The sequence below is a fragment of the Gordonia sp. CPCC 206044 genome (assembly GCF_048537895.1).
Taxonomy (GTDB): domain Bacteria; phylum Actinomycetota; class Actinomycetes; order Mycobacteriales; family Mycobacteriaceae; genus Gordonia.
In genome coordinates this window covers 167,740-186,058 of record NZ_JBCLVL010000003.1, presented here as the reverse complement: position 1 = coordinate 186,058, position 18,319 = coordinate 167,740, and the positions used below count along the sequence as shown (strand labels likewise).

General features: G+C 69.3%; 2 protein-coding genes (1 of these 2 cut by a window edge). Both read right to left on the bottom strand.

Annotated features, from left to right (window positions below; genetic code table 11):
• A protein-coding gene (locus AAFP35_RS05765) for a non-ribosomal peptide synthase/polyketide synthase (RefSeq protein ID WP_419220599.1) crosses the window boundary here: on the bottom strand, positions 1 to 10,298 show its start. 43,399 nt of this gene lie to the left of the window's left edge; the window shows 10,298 of its 53,697 coding nt (coding positions 1-10,298); its start codon is at positions 10,296 to 10,298; its stop codon lies beyond the left edge, outside the window.
• The gene (locus tag AAFP35_RS05760) at positions 10,295 to 18,319 is read right to left on the bottom strand and encodes an amino acid adenylation domain-containing protein (protein WP_419220598.1); all 8,025 of its coding nucleotides are present in this window, start codon (positions 18,317 to 18,319) and stop codon (positions 10,295 to 10,297) included. The genes AAFP35_RS05765 and AAFP35_RS05760 overlap by 4 nt, the downstream gene beginning before the upstream one ends.

The following is an 18,319-nucleotide window of genomic DNA, read 5'->3' as shown; positions in this document are numbered from 1 at the left end:
AGTTCGGCTGCCGTCCGGTCTGCCTCGGCTGCCGAGAGGTCGCTGAGATCGACGTCGTCCCAGCGGATCTCGACATGGTCGGCGATCACGGCGACCGGCGTACCCGCGGTGGTGCGTAGGTAGGCGCTGCGCAACACCCGCTGCTCGTCGAGCAGGCGTTGAGCCGCGTCACGCAACGCCGTCACGTCGACCCGGCCGCGGATGGACACCACACCCTGGGTGACGTAGACGTCGAGATCGTCGTCGGCACCGGCGAGTTCGGCTTGGTAGAACAGGCCCCGCTGCAACGGGGTGAGCGGCCACAGGTCGGCACCCCGATGGCGTTCGACGAGCTCGTCGATCTCGTGCTGGGTGAGCCCCGTACCCGCCACATCCGACGGACTCGGCCCCGGGTCCCCGAGACGATCCACCGACTCGACGATGTCGGTCAGCGCCTCGACGAAGCCGGCCGCCAGGGCATCGAGGGTCGCGTCGTCGAGAACTGCTGCGGGCGCCGCGAACTCGGCATCGAGCAGGCGACCCTCGCCGGTGGCGACGGTGTTGATGTTGACCGCCAGCTCGGCCAGGGCCGCCATCGTCCCGGCCCGGGTTCCCGGCAGGGCAGGCGCATCGACGTCGGGAGCGAAGGCGACGTCCTCCCCCACTGCATTCTTCCGCGCCGTGGGCTCGCCGGGACGTGCCGCGGTGCCGCCGCCGAGGAAGTTGAACGTGATCGGCGGAAGGGGTCGGTGCGCGAGGTCGCCGTCGCGCAGATACCGCAGCGCACCGAAGGCGATTCCGTCGTCGGGGCGTTCCGCGACGGCTTCCTTCGTCGCCTTGACCGTGCCGACCACCGGCGCCGTCGGATCGATCTCCACGGTGACCGGGGAGACGCTGGTGAACCAGCCGACGCTGCGGGACAGATCTGCGTGCGCATGTCCGGACACGATGTGTTCGGTCCGGCCATGGCCTTCCACCAGGATCGACACCGGCACCGCACGCCCACGCCGCCGGGCGACCGACAGGGCGAGCGCCGCCAGCATGATGTCGTCGGCACCGGCGCGAAACGACGAGGCGATGCGGCCGAGGACGGCGTCGGTGACCGGTGCCGGGACCCGGATGTGGTGGGACCGCACGGTGCTCTGCCGGTCACGGTCGCGGTCGAGCGGTGCACCCAGCCGCGTCGGGTGCTCGGGCAGATGGCGGAGCCACAGGCCGGTCTCGTCGACCCGGCTGTCCGCCAGTTCGCCGAGGACCGTTGCCCACCGTCGCATCGAGTTCCCGTTGGGCGACAGGCTGATCGGTTCGCCGGCGGCATGCTGTGCCCAGGCGACGGCGAGGTCGGTGACGACGGTGCGCCACGAGACGGCGTCGACGGCGAGGTGGTGGATCGCGAGGACCAGTCGGCCGGTCTGGCCGGAGCCGCCACGGACCGCGACCGCGGCGACCATGCGGGCCGCCGACGGATCCAGACGCTCCAGGGCGGCCTCGTGGGCGGCGGCGATGCGTGCCGCGTCGACCGGTGTCTCGGGGTCGGACCACATCGCGACCGCGTCGGCCACGTCGAACGGTTCACCGGCGGCCATCGACCACTCGCCGTGCTGGCGGCGCAGTCGGGCGGACAGCATCGGATGATGGCCGATCACCGCGTCGACCACCGTCATCAGGTCGGCATCGGAGACATCGTCGGGCAGGGTGAGCACGATGGCCTGCGAATAGTCGGCGATGTCGGCCGGGTGATCGGCGTGCTCGAGCATCCACCGCACGGTCGGGGTCAGGGCCACCGCACCGGCGGCCCCACCCGGGAGTTCGTCGAGGGTCTGTCGGTCGGCGGTCGCGGCCACGCGGGCCAGCGCCCGAACAGTCTTGTGTTCGAAGATGTCCCGGGGCCCGAGCGCCCATCCGGCAGCACGCAACAGCGACGACAGCTGGATGGACATGATCGAGTCGCCGCCGAGGGCGAAGAACGAGTCGGTGACACTCACCCGATCGACGCCGAGCACACCGGCGACCACGGACGCGATCTGACGTTCGGTGTCCGAGGCGGGCTCCACCCGCTCCTCTGTGGTGGTGCCGAAATCCGGCGCCGGGAGCGCACGTCGGTCGAGTTTGCCCGCGCTGTTGAGCGGCAGGTCGTCGAGCACCGTCCAGATGGTGGGCCGCATGTACTGCGGCAGTGCGTCGGCAACCGCGTGCCGGGCGGCCGCGACGTCCACCGTGGCCGACGGCGCCAGGTAGGCGACCAGATGCTGGGCGCCGCCGGGTGCGCTCACCACCGTGGCTGCCGCATGGACGACGCCGGAGACACCGGACAGAACCGACTCGACCTCCCCCAACTCGATGCGCTGGCCGCGCAGCTTGACCTGGAAGTCGGTGCGGCCCAGGTATTCCAGCTCCCCGAGTCGGTTGGTACGCACCAGGTCTCCGGTGCGGTAGAGCCGCTCGCCGGGTGCGCCGTGCGGATTGGCGACGAAACGGTCGGCGGTCAGATCGGGTCGGGCGGCGTATCCGCGCGCCACCTGGACACCGCCGAGATAGAGCTCCCCGGGCACCCCCACCGGGACCACACGCAGGCGGGCGTCGAGGACGAGGGTCTGGGTGTTCCACGTCGGTCGTCCGATCGGCACCACGTCGCCGACCGTGTCGAGTTCCTGGTGGGCGACCTCGACGGCGGCCTCGGTGGGCCCGAACAAATCGTGCAGCTGTGCGTGGGCGAACCGGGCGCGGGTCGCGGCGGCCACGGTGGGCGCCAGCGCCTCACCCGAGCAGAAGATGAATCGCAGATCCGGGGCGGTCGTGGCATCGTCGATCACGTCGAGGAACACCGACAACATCGACGGCACGAAATGCACCGACGTCACCTGGTGTTCGGCGAGCGCCCGCGCCAGATAGGCGGGATCGGTGTGGCCCCCGTGACGGGCCACGAACATCCGCGCGCCGGCCATCAGCGGGGCGAACAGCTCCGGCACCGACACGTCGAATGTGTACGGCGTCTTGAGGATCACCGTGTCGTCGGGACCCAGCGGGAAGGTGGCCAGCCCCCACCGGAGGCGGTTGAGCACAGCGCGGTGGCTGACCGTGACGCCCTTGGGCCTGCCGGTCGAGCCCGAGGTGAAGATCGTGTATGCGGCATGGTCGGGCTCCAGCGCTGCCGTGCGCTCGGCGTCGGTGACGGGCCCCGACGTCGAGGTGTCCGGCACCGGCGTCGTCGTGTCGACGACCACCCGCGGCACCGTCAGTCCGTCGGGCAGCGTCTCGGTGTGCCACGCGGACACCAGAACCGCCACGGCTCCGGAGGTCTCGACCATGTAGTGGGCCCGGCCGGCCGGTGCCTCGACGTCGATGGGCACGTACTGTCCACCCGCGGCGAGAACGGCATGGATGGCGACCACCATCTCCACCGACCGCGGCATACACACCGCCACGGCCACTTCGGGCCCGACCCCACGTCCGATCAACAGCCGTGCCAGGTGATCGACGCGTGCGGCGAACTCCGCGTGCTCGACCACCCGATCATCGGTGAGCAGCGCGGTCGCGGCCGGATTCGCGCTCGCGGCGGCAAGGGCATCGGGTAGCACCTGCGCCGGCAGCTCCACCCTGGGGCCGAATGAATCCGTCACCCGCGCAGCCGCATCCGTGGTGTCGAGAATCGAGAAATCGCCGACCGCGCGGTCGGCAGTGGTCACGGTCTGCGCGACCGCGGTCATCAGCCGGACGAACGAATCGGCGATCCGTTCGGCGCTGTCGTGATCGAAAAGATCTGCGGCATAGACGATCTTGCCGGACAGGGCGCCCTCTGCGGTGTGCGTGACACCCACGGTGAGGTCGAACTTGGCCGCATCGACCTCGGGGTCGACGACCTCGATGTCCACGTCGCCGAGGGAGAGCTGCGAGAGTGCGCTCTGGTCGACGACGAGCAGCACCTGTGCCAGTGGTTCGAACGACTCGGACCGCACCGGGTCGAGGGCCTCCACCACCTGCTCGAACGGGGCGTCGGAATGGGCGAACGCATCGAGATCCACACCCCGGACCTGCGCCAACAGTTCGGCGAACGGCGCATCGAGGTCAACGCCGGTCCGCAACACCAGGGTGTTGACGAACATGCCGACGAGATCGTCGAGCACTCGTTGTCCACGGCCGGCGACGGGGGTGGCGATGGTGATGTCGGAGGTCGCGGACAAGCGTGCCAGCAACGCCGCCAACACCGCGTGTACCACCATGAACATCGTGGTCGAGTGCTCGCGCGCGAGTCGTTCGAGCCGGTCTCGGACCTCGGCGTCCACCGTGTAGTCCGCCGACCCGCTGCGCATCGACGCGATCGCGGGCCGTGGCCGGTCGACGGGCAGTTCGAGCACGTCGGGCACACCGGCGAGCCGTTCGGTCCAGAAGTTCAGCTGGGCGGCGAGCCCGGAATCCGGATCGTCGGCGTCACCGAGCAGATCTCGTTGCCACAGTGCGTAATCCGCGTAGTGCACCGGCAGCGGCGACCACGTCGGGGCACTGCCGTCGGCGCGGGCCGCATACGCCTGGGCGAGATCGCGGGCGAGGACCGGACCGGACTCGCCGTCGGCGGCGATGTGGTGGGCCACCACCACGAGCAGGTGTTCGTCGGGGCCGGTGACCGTCAGTCGTGCCCGGATGGGCAGGTCCCGGGTGACGTCGAACCCCTGCGTGAGCAACTCGCGGGAGTCGGCCTCGCCGACCACCGCCCAGTCGAGCATCGAGGCCGCGACCTGCGCGGTGACGATCTGCTGGCGCGGGGTGCCGCCGGGTCCCGACGGGAAGACGGTCCGCAAGACCTCGTGCCGCACCACCACATCGGCGAATGCCGCGGCCATCGCATCAGGGTCGAGCGGTCCACGCAGTCGGAGGAGCACCGGGATGTTGTAGGCCGGTGAGCTGACGTCGAATTGGTTGATGAACCACATGCGCTGCTGCGCGAACGACAGCGGAAGCGGTTCCGGTCGCGGACGGGCCCGCAGTGCAGTGCCGTCGCTGGTGCGCGACTCCCCGAGGGTGGCGGCGAGGGCACGGGCACTCGGTGCGTCGAACATCGTGCGCACCGGCACGTCGGCGTCGGTGGCCTCGGCCACCCGCGCGGCCACCCGCATCGCCGACAGCGAGTTTCCGCCCAGGTCGAAGAAGCTGTCGGTCACCGACACACGCTCCACACCGAGTACCTCGGCGAACACCTGCGCCACCGCTGCTTCGGCCTCGGTCTCGGGAGCGACATACCGGCCTGCCGTGAACTGCGGTTCGGGCAGGCCGCGACGATCCAGCTTGCCCGCGGAATTGAGCGGGATGTCGTCGAGGACCATCCATACGGTGGGTCGCATGTATTCCGGAAGGGACTGCGCCACCGACTCTTTCACCGGTTCGAGGTCTACCGGATCGCCCGGTCGACCGGCCAGGTAGGCGACCAGGTGATCACCGCCGGTGGGCGCGGTGGCGACCGTTGTCGCGGCGTGCACCACCCCGGGCGCAGACGCCAACGCCGACTCGATCTCACCGAGTTCGATCCGCTGGCCGCGCAGTTTCACCTGGAAGTCGGTGCGGCCCAGGTAGTCCAACGTTCCGTCGGCGAGCCTGCGGACCAGGTCGCCGGTGCGGTACAGACGTGCGCCCGGTCCGCCGAACGGGTCGGCGACGAACCGTTCTGCGGTGAGTTCCGGGCGGGCCGCGTACCCGCGGGCGAGTTGGATTCCACCGACGTAGAGTTCACCGGGTGCACCGGCCGGAACCGGATGCAATCGGCCGTCGAGGACGTATGCGGTCGAATTCCACACCGGCACACCGATCGCCACCGAACCGGCATCCTGCGCCACCGAGTCGATGCGTTGATGGGTGATCTCCACGGCGGCCTCGGTGGGGCCGTAGAGGTTGTAGAACGCCACGTCGGGCAGCCACTGTCTGGTCTGGGCGGCGACGGCCGGGGGCAGTGCCTCTCCCGTCGTCGAGACGATCCGCAGCGAATCGAGGGCCCGCACCCCGTCGGCGCCGACCACGTCGAGGAAGACCGACAGCATCGACGGCACGAAGTGCACCATTGTGGCACGGTGCGTGGCGATCTGCTCGGCCACGTACAGCGGATCGAGATGTCCGTCTGCGGTGAGCACGATCAACCGTGCGCCGACCATCAGCGGGGCGAAGATCTCGGCGACCGAACAGTCGAAGGTGTACGGCGTCTTGAGGACGACCGCGTCGCGAGCGTCGATGGGCAGTTCGTCCAGACCCCAGCGCAGCCGGTTGATCACCGCCTCGTGGGTGAGCGTGACACCCTTGGGGCGCCCGGTGGAACCGGAGGTGAAGATCGTGTAGACCGCATGGTCGGGTCGCAGGGCGGCGACACGGTCGGCGTCGGTGATCGGCGCGACGTGCTCACGCGGCGGCTCCGCGCAGGTGACCATCCGGGTGGCCACGGCGAGTTCGGCGATCGCGTCCGGCGGTCCATCGGGTCCCACGAGAACCGTGCCGACTCCGGCGGTCTCGAGCATGTGCTGGACGCGATCGGCGGGCGCGGCCACGTCGATCGGCACGTACTGTCCGCCGGCCGCCACGATCGCATGGATCGCCACCATCATCTCCGGCGAACGCGGGATACACACGCCGACAGCGGTTTCCGGACCGACGCCGGATTCGACGAGTTGGCGGCCCAGCGCATTCACATGGCCGGCGAGGTCCCGGTAGGACATCGTCTGCCCACCGAACACCAGCGCGGTCGCCTCCGGGGTGGCCGCAGCCTGATCGGCCAGCGCATCCGCAACCGTCTCGACCCGGACGTCGACCGTCTCCCCGGACGAATACGACAGTCCCCGTTGCTGTTCGACATCCGACATGATCGGGATGTCGCCGACGGGCCGGTCGGGGTCTGCGATCAGCGCACCGAGTACGCGTCTGAACATCGCGGCGAGCTCGACGACGGTGTCCTGGTCGTACAGGTCGGTGGCGTATTCGATGACACCGGACAGTCCGTGCCCGACGTGTTCGCGGAGTCCGGCCCCCTCGATGAACGTGATCGCGAGGTCATGGTCGGTCAGGTCCCGGTACTGTTCGACGAGTTGTGCGGTGACCCCGGGCAGGTCGAAGCGGGCGTCCTGCGCATCCTGCAGCAGCAACAGCACCTGGAAGATCGGCGCATGTGCGGTGCTGCGTGTCGGTTGGAGCCGCTCGACGACCATGTCGAAGGGGACGTCGGCATTGCCGAGCGCCTCGAGATCGCGGTCGCGCACCGAGGCCACGAGGTCGGCGAACCCGACACCCGGATCGACCGGGGTGCGCAGCACCACGGTGTTCATGAACATGCCGACGAGCCGGTCGAGTGCCGGCTCGCCACGCCCGGCGTAGGGAGTGCCAACCACGACGTCGCGATCGCCGGACAGTCGGTGCGCCACCACGGTCCAGGCAGCGTGCAACACCATGAACGACGACACGTTGTGGGTTCGCGCGAATCGACCCAGCGCGTCGACCATCTGGGGTTCGACGTCGAAGGTGACGGCGTCGGCGCGATTGCTCTGCACCGGCGGGCGCGGCCGATCGGTGGGCAGACCGTTCACCTCGGGCGCTCCCGCGAGCGTCTGCTGCCAGAAGTCGAGCTGACGGGCGGCCAGCGAGTCGGCATCGTCGGGATCACCGAGGAGTTGCTGCTGCCAGAGCGTGTGGTCGACGTACTGGACGTCGAGGTCGGGCCACTCGGGACGATCATCGCCCCGACGCGCCGTGTACGCCGTCATCAGGTCGGTGGCCAGCGGGGTCAGTGAACCGCCGTCGCTGATCACGTGGTGGGTGACGAGGACGAACACGTGATCGCCGTCGGGGGTCTCGAACAGCCGGGCCCGCAGCGGCGGGGCAGATTCCAGATCGAAACCGCTGCCCACGACCTCGGTCACGGCCCCGTCGAGGTCGTGAACCGGTGTCGGCGGGCTGATCTCGAGGTCGGGCCGATGGGTGCCGGCGTCGAGCACCACCTGCTCGGGCACTCCGTCGGTGGCCGGGAATCGGGTGCGCAAGACCTCGTGCCGACCGATCACGTCGCGCAGCGCGGCATCGAGCGCCGTCGGATCGAGGTCGCCGCGGAACCGCAGTACCAGCGGGATGTTGTACACGTGGCTGCCGGGATCGAGTTCGGCGAGGAACCAGATCCGTCGCTGCGCGTGCGCGAGCGGGATCGTCTCCGGGCGCGACATCGCCACGAGTTCGGGGCGATGTGTTCGCTGGCGGTCGGCGATGCGGGCGGCCAGGTCACGTACCGTCGGCGCCTCGAAGATGTCACGCACCGTCACCCGGATGTCCAACTCATCCGAGCAACGGGTCGAGATCTGGGCTGCCACAAGAGAATTGCCACCCAGCTCGAACAGCGACTCGGTGACACCGACGCGATCGGAGTCGAGCACGCTCTCGAACACCGCTGCGATGTGACGCTCGGTCTCGTCGCGCGGTGGTTCGTACTCTCCGGTGCGGACCGGTTCCGGGACTGGCAACGCGGCCCGGTCGAGTTTGCCGTTCACGTTGAGCGGCAACTCGTCGAGCACCATGACGACGTCGGGCACCATGTAGTCGGGTACCCGTGCCGCGGCCGCTGCCCGGATCTGCGCGGTGTCGGGATCCGACTCGCGCACAACGACGTAGCCGACCAGTTGCTCGGGCTGATCGGCGCGCTGCTTGATGGCCGCGGCGGCCGCCTGCACGCCGTCCGCGGTGAGCAGGGCGGCCTCGACCTCGCCGAGTTCGATCCGGAACCCGCGGAGTTTCACCTGGGCGTCGCTGCGCCCCAGGTATTCCAGGCTGTCGTCGCGCGGGATCACCACGTCGCCGGTGCGGTACATCCGTTCGCCGGGCCGGAACGGGTCGGCCACGAATCGGGTCGTCGTCAGGTCGGCGCGACCGCGATAGCCACGGGTGACCTGCGGTCCGCCGACGTAGAGTTCGCCTGCCACCCCGTCGGGTACGCGCGCGAGGCGACGGTCGAGGACGTACAGGTCGGTGCCCGGGGTGGCTGCACCGATGTCGGATCCGACGGCGTCCTCCACCGACTCGGCCGCCAGGGGGCGCCGCGTGACATACACGGTCGTCTCGGTGGGCCCGTACATGTTGTGCAGGGCCGGGCCGGGCGTGCCGTCGCCGTCGCGGTCGGCGTGCCACCGACGCACCTGTTCGAAATCGAGTGCCTCACCGGCGAACAGCAGGTGACGCACCGACGCGGCGATCCGCCCGGCAGCGGGGGGTCGGACGGCGGCGGCGAGTTGATAGAACGCCGACGGCGTCAGGTTCGCCACGGTCACCTGTTCGCGTTCGAGCGCGGCCACGAAGTCGATGGGTGATCGGGTGGTGTAGTAGTCGAGGACCACCACGCGGCCGCCGAAGGCGAGTGCGGTCCAGATCTCCCCGACGGACACGTCGAACGCGTACGACTGGAACATCGACCAGACGTCGTCGGAGGTGAAGTCGTAGGTCTGCGCCAGCGCCGACAACAGGGCCACCACGTTGGCGTGGGTCACCGTGACGCCCTTGGGCTGTCCCGTGGATCCCGACGTGTACATCACGTACGCCGGATGGTCGGCGGCGATCCGACGCGGCAGGCGGTCGTGTCCGTCGACGCGTTCGATCCGATCGAGGGTGCTCAGGGGTACGCCCAGATCGCCCCACGCCTCGACGATCTCGTCGTCGGTGAGCACGAGCACGGGCTGCGCGCCGTCGATGATGGTGTGCAACCGTTCGATCGGGTGCGAACGGTCCAGCGGCAGGTAGGCGGCACCGGACTTGACCACCCCGAGCAGGGCGACGAGCAGGGCCGCGGTCCGCGGCAGCGCGACACCCACGAGTGCCTCCGGACCCGCACCTGCCGCGACGAGCCCCGCGGCCACCCGATCCGAGCGTTCGTCGAGTTCCCGGTAGGTCATCGAGCCACCCACCTCGTCGACGACCGCGGTCCGGTCCGCGAACCGATGCGCCGATGAACGGAACAGACCCACGAGCGAGCACCAGTCGTCGGTTCCGGCCAGCTCCGCCGCCTCGACCTTGATCGCCTCGACGGCGCGGGCGACCTCGGCCGCAACCTCCGCGGGCGCCAGAGCGTCGGTGCGCAGCAATCCGGTGATGGTTCCGACGATGGCCGCCGTGGCGTCGAGTCCCCGGGCGACGAGTGCGCCCGCCGAGGCGGAGGCGCGTTCGTACAGGTCGGCGTAGGTGATCGGACCGCTCGCCGTGGTGAGTGCCGTCCGTCGTGGCGCCACGTCGGCGGCGACGCCGATCAGCTGCAGGGTGTCGGGCCGCCTCCCCCACACCGCTGGAATGGAGAACGAGCCCGTGTCGCTCGCGGTCACGCCCGTCCGACGCCTTCCGCCGACGACAGGACAGAGGTGAGGACCTCGTGAGCACGATGACGGACCTGCGCCACGACCCGATCGAGGACGTCCGGTGCGGCCGCGTCCTGTTCCGGGATCATCGTCATCAGGGCCATCGTGAGGGCGGCATCGCGATCCGCGTCCGGCATGGCCATCGACATGGTCGTGGTCATCGCGTCGAGATCGGCGAAACCGAGTTCGAATCCGTCGCGGGCGAACGCGACGGACACCGGGTCGGCCTGCGCTGCATGGGTGACGAGATCCGGCAAGGCAACCGAGGACGATTCCTCGGCGGCTTCGGGTTCCGTGATGTCGGGGCCGGTGGTCGGGTCGAGCACGATGTCACCCACGATACACATCGGATCGTCGACGACGGCCGCCAAGACGGCGAGATACCAGCGGGCGATCCGGGCCACCGTCGCCTCGTCGAAGAGGTCGGTGTCGAAGAGGAACTGACCTCGGACCGCACCGCGCGCGCCGGCCCCCGCGGGATCGTCGGGAAACAGCGTCAACTGGAGATCGACCTTCGCCGCCGTCAGCTGCTCGTCTTCCGGCGAGACCCGCAGACCGTCGAGTTCCAGCGTCGGGAACTCGATGTTCTGGAATGCGAACATGACCTGGAACAGCGGGTTGAACGAGGTCGGCACCGCGGGCAGCACGCGCGAGACGATCTCGTCGAACGGCACGTCGCTGTGGGCGATGTCGGCCAGGTCGTCCTGGCGGACACGGTCGAGCACCGCGGCGAAATCCTCGGCCACCGACAAGCGTGTGCGCAGCGCCAGCGTGTTGACGAACATCCCCACCACGTCGTCGAGGGCAGCGTCGTCGCGTCCCGCGTACGGCGTGCCGACGACCACGTCATCGGTGTCGGAGATGCGTGCGAGCAGCACCGCGAGCGCGGCGTGCGTCACCATGAACAGCGTGGTGTTGTGCACCCGCGCCAGCGTCTCGAGCGCGTGGGCGAGGTCGGCACCGATCTCGAAGTCGACCGTCGAACCGACGAATCCGGGGGTACGCGGACGCGGACGGTCGGTGGGCAACACGATCTGCTCGGGCGCTCCGCGCAGTCGCTGCGCCCAGTAGTCGAGCTGGTGTTCGGCCTCGGTGACACCCTCGGCGTCCTCGGTGGCCAGTCGATCCTGCAACCACAACGTGAAGTCGGCGTACTGGACCGGCAGCGGGCGCCACGCAGGCGCGCTGCCCGCGCACCGGGCCGAATACGCGGCCATCAGGTCGCGGGCCAACGGGGCCATGGACGCGCCGTCGGCGCTGATGTGGTGGACGACGAAGACCAGCACATGATCGTCGGGAGACACCCGCAACAGGCGGGTACGCACCGGCGATCCGGACACGATGTCGAATCCCTCGCCGGTCACCGTCTCGATGGCGTCGGCGAGGTCACCGTCGACGTCGACGATCTCCAGTTCGGCCGATCGGCACGCCACGTCGGCGGGCACGATGACCTGTCGCGGCGCCGAGCCGACCATCGGGTAGGTGGTCCGCAGCGCCTCGTGTCGCCCGATCAGGTCGGCCATCGCGTCCGCGAGGGCCGCGTGATCGAGTCGTCCGGTGAGTCGAAGTGCCAGCGCGACATTGTAATTGGCTGAATCCGGATCTGCCCGGTTGACCAGCCACATACCCCGCTGCAGACCCGACACAGGCACCATCGCCGCGCGCGTTCGCGGGGTGAGCGGCGGTGTCACCCGTCCGAGTCCGGCCACGCGCCCGGCGATCGCCGCCACCGTCGGCATCTCGAACAGTTCCTTGACCGGGATCCGGCGATCGAGCAGTTCGCCGAGCCGGGCGGCGACCTTGGTCGCGGTCAGCGAGTTGCCGCCGAGCTCGAACAGACTGTCGTGCACGCTGACCCGGGAGACGGCGAGCACCTCGGCGAACACGTCGGCGACGACGGTCTCCATCTCACTGCGCGGTGCGATGAACTCCTTGGTCACGCTGAAGTCCACCGGCGGCAGCGCCGACCGGTCGATCTTGCCCACCGCGGTCACCGCGAAGGCGTCCACGATCACGACGGTGTGCGGCACCATGTAGGCGGGCAGACGGGCCGCGGCGTGGGCAACGATCGCCTCGGGCGATGCCTGCACCGGATCCGACACGGTGACGTAGGCGACGAGTACCGAGTCGCCCACCGGGCCGGGCACGCCGAGACTCAGGGCGTTGGTCACCGCGGGATGGTCCATCAGCACGCCGTCGACCTCACCGGGCTCGATCCGCTGGCCGCGGATCTTGAGCTGGAAATCGTTGCGGCCGTGATAGATCAGTTCGCCCTGCGCCGTGCGCGTGACGCGGTCACCGGTGCGGTACATGCGCCCTCCCGGCTCGAACGGGTTCGCGGTGAACCGGGTGGCGGACAGGTCGGCGCGACCGTGGTAGCCACGGGCCAGCTGCAGTCCGGTCAGGTAGAGCTCGCCGGGTACGCCAGTCGGCACCGGTCGCAGCATGCGATCGAGGACCAGGGCACCCACGCCGGGCACCGGCGAGCCGACGGTGACGGTGTCGTCGGCGCGCAACGGACCTGCGGCCGTGGCCCAGATGGTGGCTTCCGTCGGGCCGTACAGGTTGAAGAACGCGCGCCCGGCACCGGCCCAGCGGCGCACCAGCTCCGGCGGGCATGCCTCCCCCACGCTGGTGACCGTCGAGAGTCCCGGCACCGCAGCGGGTTCCAGCGTGCTCAGGGCCGACGGCGTCATGACCGCGTGGGTGGCCCCGGTGTGCGCGATCAGTTCGGCGAGTTCGGTGCCGCCGTAGACGTCGGCGGGACTCACCACGAGCCGACCACCGGCACCGAGGGCCATGGTGATCTCGAAGATCGAGGCGTCGAAGCTGGGTGAGGCCACGTGGAGCACGCGGGCGTCGATGCTCGCCCCGAGAATCTGCTGCTGATTGGCCAGCATGCCCGCCAGGCCACGATGGGTGACCGCGGCCGCCTTGGGCCGTCCGGTGGAGCCGGAGGTGTAGACGAGATAGGCGAGGTCGTCGAGGCGGGGCCGACGGGTCAGCTCATTGTCGCCGATCCGTGTCCCGCAGTGACCGGCCAATTGCAGCTCGACCGTCGCATCGTCGATCACCAGCCATCGAGGCCCCTCGGGCAGGTCGTCGGCGGCATCGGTGGTGGTCAGGCCGATCAGCGGCGTCGAATCGGCGATCATGTCGCTGCGACGTGCCGCAGGCTGGCGGGGGTCGATCGCGACGAACGCGGCACCCGTCTTGGCCACCGCCGCCACGGCGACGACCGAGTCGATCGACCGGGCGATCATCACCGCGACGGTCGTACCCGGACCGGCGCCGTGCGAGATGAGTTCGCGGGCCAGCTGATTGGTGCGTGCCTCGAACACCGCCCAGGTCATCGTCGAATCCGTGCCCACCACGGCGGGCGCAGCACTCTGTGCCTGGGCGGCGCCGTCGGAGAGCAGCTCACGCAGGGTCCGGCCGGCCGCGGGTCCGGTCACCGGACGGGTGAGCTCGGCGATCCGGCGGGTGGGCAGCAGATCGATGGTCGCGACATGGCCATCAGGCGTGTCGACCATGCCACGCAGCATCGCGGTCAGCTGCGTACCGATCGCCGCGACCGACGACTCGTCGAACAGCTCGGCGGCATAGGAGATCTCGACCTCATACGCGTCGGCACGGTCGGTGACGGTGATCGACAGGTCGTATTTCGCGGCGGCCACGCGCGCATCGATCCGGTCGACGACGTCGGGCCATCGGGTCAGCTCGTCGGACGGGTCGGCCTGCATCGTCAGAGCGACCTGGAACAGCGGGGTGTACGACGCAGAACGTTGCGGTGCAACCACATCCACGACCCGTTCGAACGGGGCGTCGGCATGTGACATCGCGCGCGCCCGGCTGGTGTGCGCGGACGTCAACAGTTCGGTGACCGTGGTGGCCGCCGGCACCGCCGTACGCAGCACCACGGTGTTCACGAACATGCCGACGAGATCGGCGGTGCGTTCGTCGTCGCGCCCGGCGACGGCGGTGCCGATCGACACGTCGTCGGTGTCGGCGATGCGGGCGAGGACCGCGGCCAACGCCGCGTGGACGACGGAGAACGGGGTCACCGACGTGGTGCGCGCCAGTTCGCGGATGCCGTCGGTGAGCTCACCGTCGAGGGCCAGATCGACGTAACCGCCTCGGCCGCCTGCCATCTCGGGCCTCGGGCGGTCGGTGGGCAGGACGAGCAGATCCGGCGCTCCGGCGAGTTCGGCACGCCAGAAGTCGAGGTCGGCGGCGTGCAACGCACTCGGATCGTCGTCGTCGCCGAGCATGCGCTGCTGCCAGAGCGCGAAGTCGGCGTACTGGATCGGCAGCTCGGTGAACGTCGGCGCCCGGCCGTCCTTGCGTGATGCGTAGGCACTCAACAGATCCCGGATCAGCGGGCGCAGGGAGAACCCGTCCGCGGTGATGTGGTGCAACACCACGACGAGCACATAGCCGTCGTCGTCGCCGAACAGCGCCCAGCGGAAACCGATCTCGTCGACGAGATCGAATCCTCGTTCGGCGACCGTCGTCACCGCATCTGCCGCCGGACCGTCGATGCGGCCGACCTCGATGTCGGCGACGTGACGTACCTCGTCGACCGAGAGGATCTGCTGCACCGGCTCACCCGCGACCGCCGGATAGCGGGTACGCAACGACTCGTGACGGTCGAGGACGTCGAGCACGGCACCGCGCAGCGCATCGACATCGGCGTCGGGTCCCAGCCGGATGGCACCGGGCATGTTGTAGGTCGCGGCGTCGGGGTCCATCCGGTTGACGAACCACAGTCGGGTCTGTGCGTGCGACAGCGGAACCGTCGGGCCCCGATCGGCGACCCGGGTGAGCACCGGACGTGCCACGTCGGCCGCGTCGTCTGCCCGACGGGCCATCTGGGCGATCGTGGGACCGTCGAAGACGTCGGTCAGACGCAGCGACAGATCGTGTTCGATCCGGGCACGCGACACCAGTCGCGCCACCGTGAGAGAGTCGGCTCCCACACCGAAGATGTTGTCACGCACGCTGATCGACTCGACGCCGACCAGGTCTGCGAGCAGTTCGGCGAGCACCTCCTCGGCGCGCGATCGCGGCGCGACGAACGGTGCGTCGCCGCCGGCGGAAGGCGCAGGCAGAGCTGCTCGGTCGAGCTTGCCCGAGGCGTTCACCGGGAACTCGGCGAGAACCACGACCGCCGAGGGCACCATGTGCGAGGGCAGGTGCCGGCGACAGAAGTCGAGGACGTCGTGATCCACGAGTTCGGTTGCGCCCGAACGCACGTAGGCCACCAGAGCCGGACCGGAAGCGTGATCGTCGCGAGCCACCACGACCACCGCATCCACGCCGTCGACCGCGGTGATGACCGACTCGATCTCCCCGAGTTCCACCCGCTGACCACGGATCTTGACCTGGAAGTCGGTGCGCCCCAAGAACTCTAGCTCACCGTCGGAGTTCCACCGGACCAGGTCCCCGGTCCGGTACATCCGTTCGCCCGGATCACCGAACGGCAGGGCGACGAAGCGGTCGGCGGTCAGATCCGTCCGCCCCACGTAGCCGCGCGCCAACTGCACGCCTGCGATGTAGAGTTCGCCCGCCACACCTGCCGGGACCCGGCGCAGGCGGGCGTCGAGCACGTACAGGTCGGTGTTGGGCACCGGTCGGCCGATCGGCACCGTTGTGTGGCCCGCAACGACTCGGTGCTCGGTCACGTCGACCGCGGCCTCGGTCGGGCCGTAGAGGTTGACCAGGTCGACCGAGCTGGTCTCGGCCACCTTGTCCGCCAGGCCTCTGCTCAGCGCCTCACCCGAGGTGAACACACGTCGGACACTCGGGCCGAACGCCGGTGCATGCGCGTCGTGGTGGGCGCGGATGTCCACGTAGGCATCCAGCATCGACGGCACGAAATGCAGGGTCGTGACGCCGGTCGACGCGATGAGTTGCGCCAGGTAGTCGGGGTCGCGGTGTCCGTCGGGACGGGCGAGCACCATTCGGGCGCCGCAGGCCAACGGCCAGAACAACTCCCACACCGAGACGTCGAAGGTGATGGGCGTCTTGTACAGGACGACGTCGTCGGAACCGATGGGGTGATGATCCTGCATCCAGTCGAGTCGGTTGAGCACCGCCCGGTGACCGACCTCGACCCCCTTGGGCACGCCGGTCGAACCGGACGTGAACAGCACGTAGGCTGCGGCATCGCCGCCGCGCACGGGAACCGTGGCGGCCTGTTCGGGGAGTGCGTCGGATGCGGTGGCGTCGAAAGCGGCCCAGTCCAGGTAGTCGGCGTCCACGACGATCTGCGCGCCGACGGTGTCGGCGATCAACGCACGACGCCGGGCCGGCTGCTGCGGATCGACCGGCACGTATGCGGCACCCGCGGTGAGCACCGCGTAGACCGCGACGACCTGGTCGAGGCCACGCGGCAACGAGACGACCACCCGATCCGACGGCGCGACACCGTCTTCCATGAGCCTGGTCGCCAGACGACGGCGCAGGTTGTCGAACTCGACGTAGGTCCAACGACAACCGTCGGCCTCGACGGCAACGGCGTCGGGACTGCGGCGGACCTGCTGCGTGAACACGTCGAGCAGGTCGGTGGAGTCGGCTGCCGTCGGCTTCTGCTCGCCTGTCCCGAGTGCATGGATCTCGGCGAGTTCGTCGTCGAAGAGGAGGTCGATGTCGGCGATGGCGGTGTCGGGCGCGGCCAGCACACGGTCGAGAAACAGCATGAACCGCTGTACGTGGCGGTCGAGTGTCGCCTGATCATAGAGTTCCGGATTGCCGTGCAGATCCACGACGAGTTGCTCGCCGGGCCCGGCCTGATAGAGATTGATCCGCAGATCTTCCAGAATCCCCGACGTCAGGATGTGGTAATCGACACGGGCACCGACGAGTTCGATCGCCTTGTCGAAGAACATCATGTTGACGATCGGACCGAACGACGCGGTGTTCGAGTTCCCCATCCCGGCGTCCACCCGGATGTCCTCGAACCGATACCGCTGGTGCCGTAGCGCACCGGTCATCTCCGCGCGGACCTGGGTGACAAGCTCGTCGAGTGGGAGATCACGCACGTCCCGAGCGACGATCGGCAGCATGTTGGACAACATGCCGCCCGCCCGCTTGATGCGGGCCGTCGCGCGACCGGTCACCGGAAGGCTCAGCACCACATCGTCGGTGCCGGTCATCCGTGCCAGGTAGGCAGAAAATGCCGCGGTCAGCACCATCGCAGGCGACGCACCGAGATGTGCGGCGTGGTTCTCCAACGTCTTGCGCGCGACACCGTCGAGCACGTCGCCCGCGACCGCGTTGACCGGCCGTAGCGGAGCCGTCGCCGAATGTGCTGCGAGACTGACCCGTTCGGGCAGGTCGACGGCCCGCTCGGACCAGTAGGCGTGATCGGACTCACGTCGGCGGCCGGTCGTGTACGCGTGATCGTCGGCGACGAGTTCGGCGAGGTCTGCGTGCCGGACCGGGCGCGGCGCCTCGTCACGTACCGCCGCGTTGTAGCGGTCGAGAACCTGCTGCATGGCGGTCAGTGCGGCGTAGCCGTCGATGACCAGGTGATGGGCACGCAGGTACCAGAAGGCCCGGTCGTCGGCGACGCGGATCAGTGCGGTGACCGCGAGCCGGTCGGCGAGCAGATCGATGGTGCGCTGGTGATCGCGATCCATCCAGGTCCGTGCCGCGGTCTCCGGGTGGTCGTCGGCGCGCAGATCGACGATCTCGAGGTGGAATCCGACCTGAGGGTCGACGACCTGCAGCGGTGTGCCGCCGTCGTCGATGATCCGGGTGAAGGGGGACTGCAGGTCCCAGCCCACCTCGCCGACCTTCTGGGCGAACAGGTCGATGTCCAGGGCACGGTCATCGTCACGGATGTCGAGATAGTGGGCGACGATCACCGAGTAATCCGGAGAGAGATTCTCCGCGAACCACATTCCGCGCTGCGCTGCCGTGAGAGGCAGTGGCGTGTGGTCCGCGACGTCCACGACTTGGGTCGCGGGTTGCGTCGGGTCCAT

Coding starts and splice junctions, on each gene's coding strand:
- AAFP35_RS05760 (WP_419220598.1), bottom strand. CDS start 18,319: ATGGACCCGACGCAACCCGCGACCCAAGTCGTGGACGTCGCGGACCAC.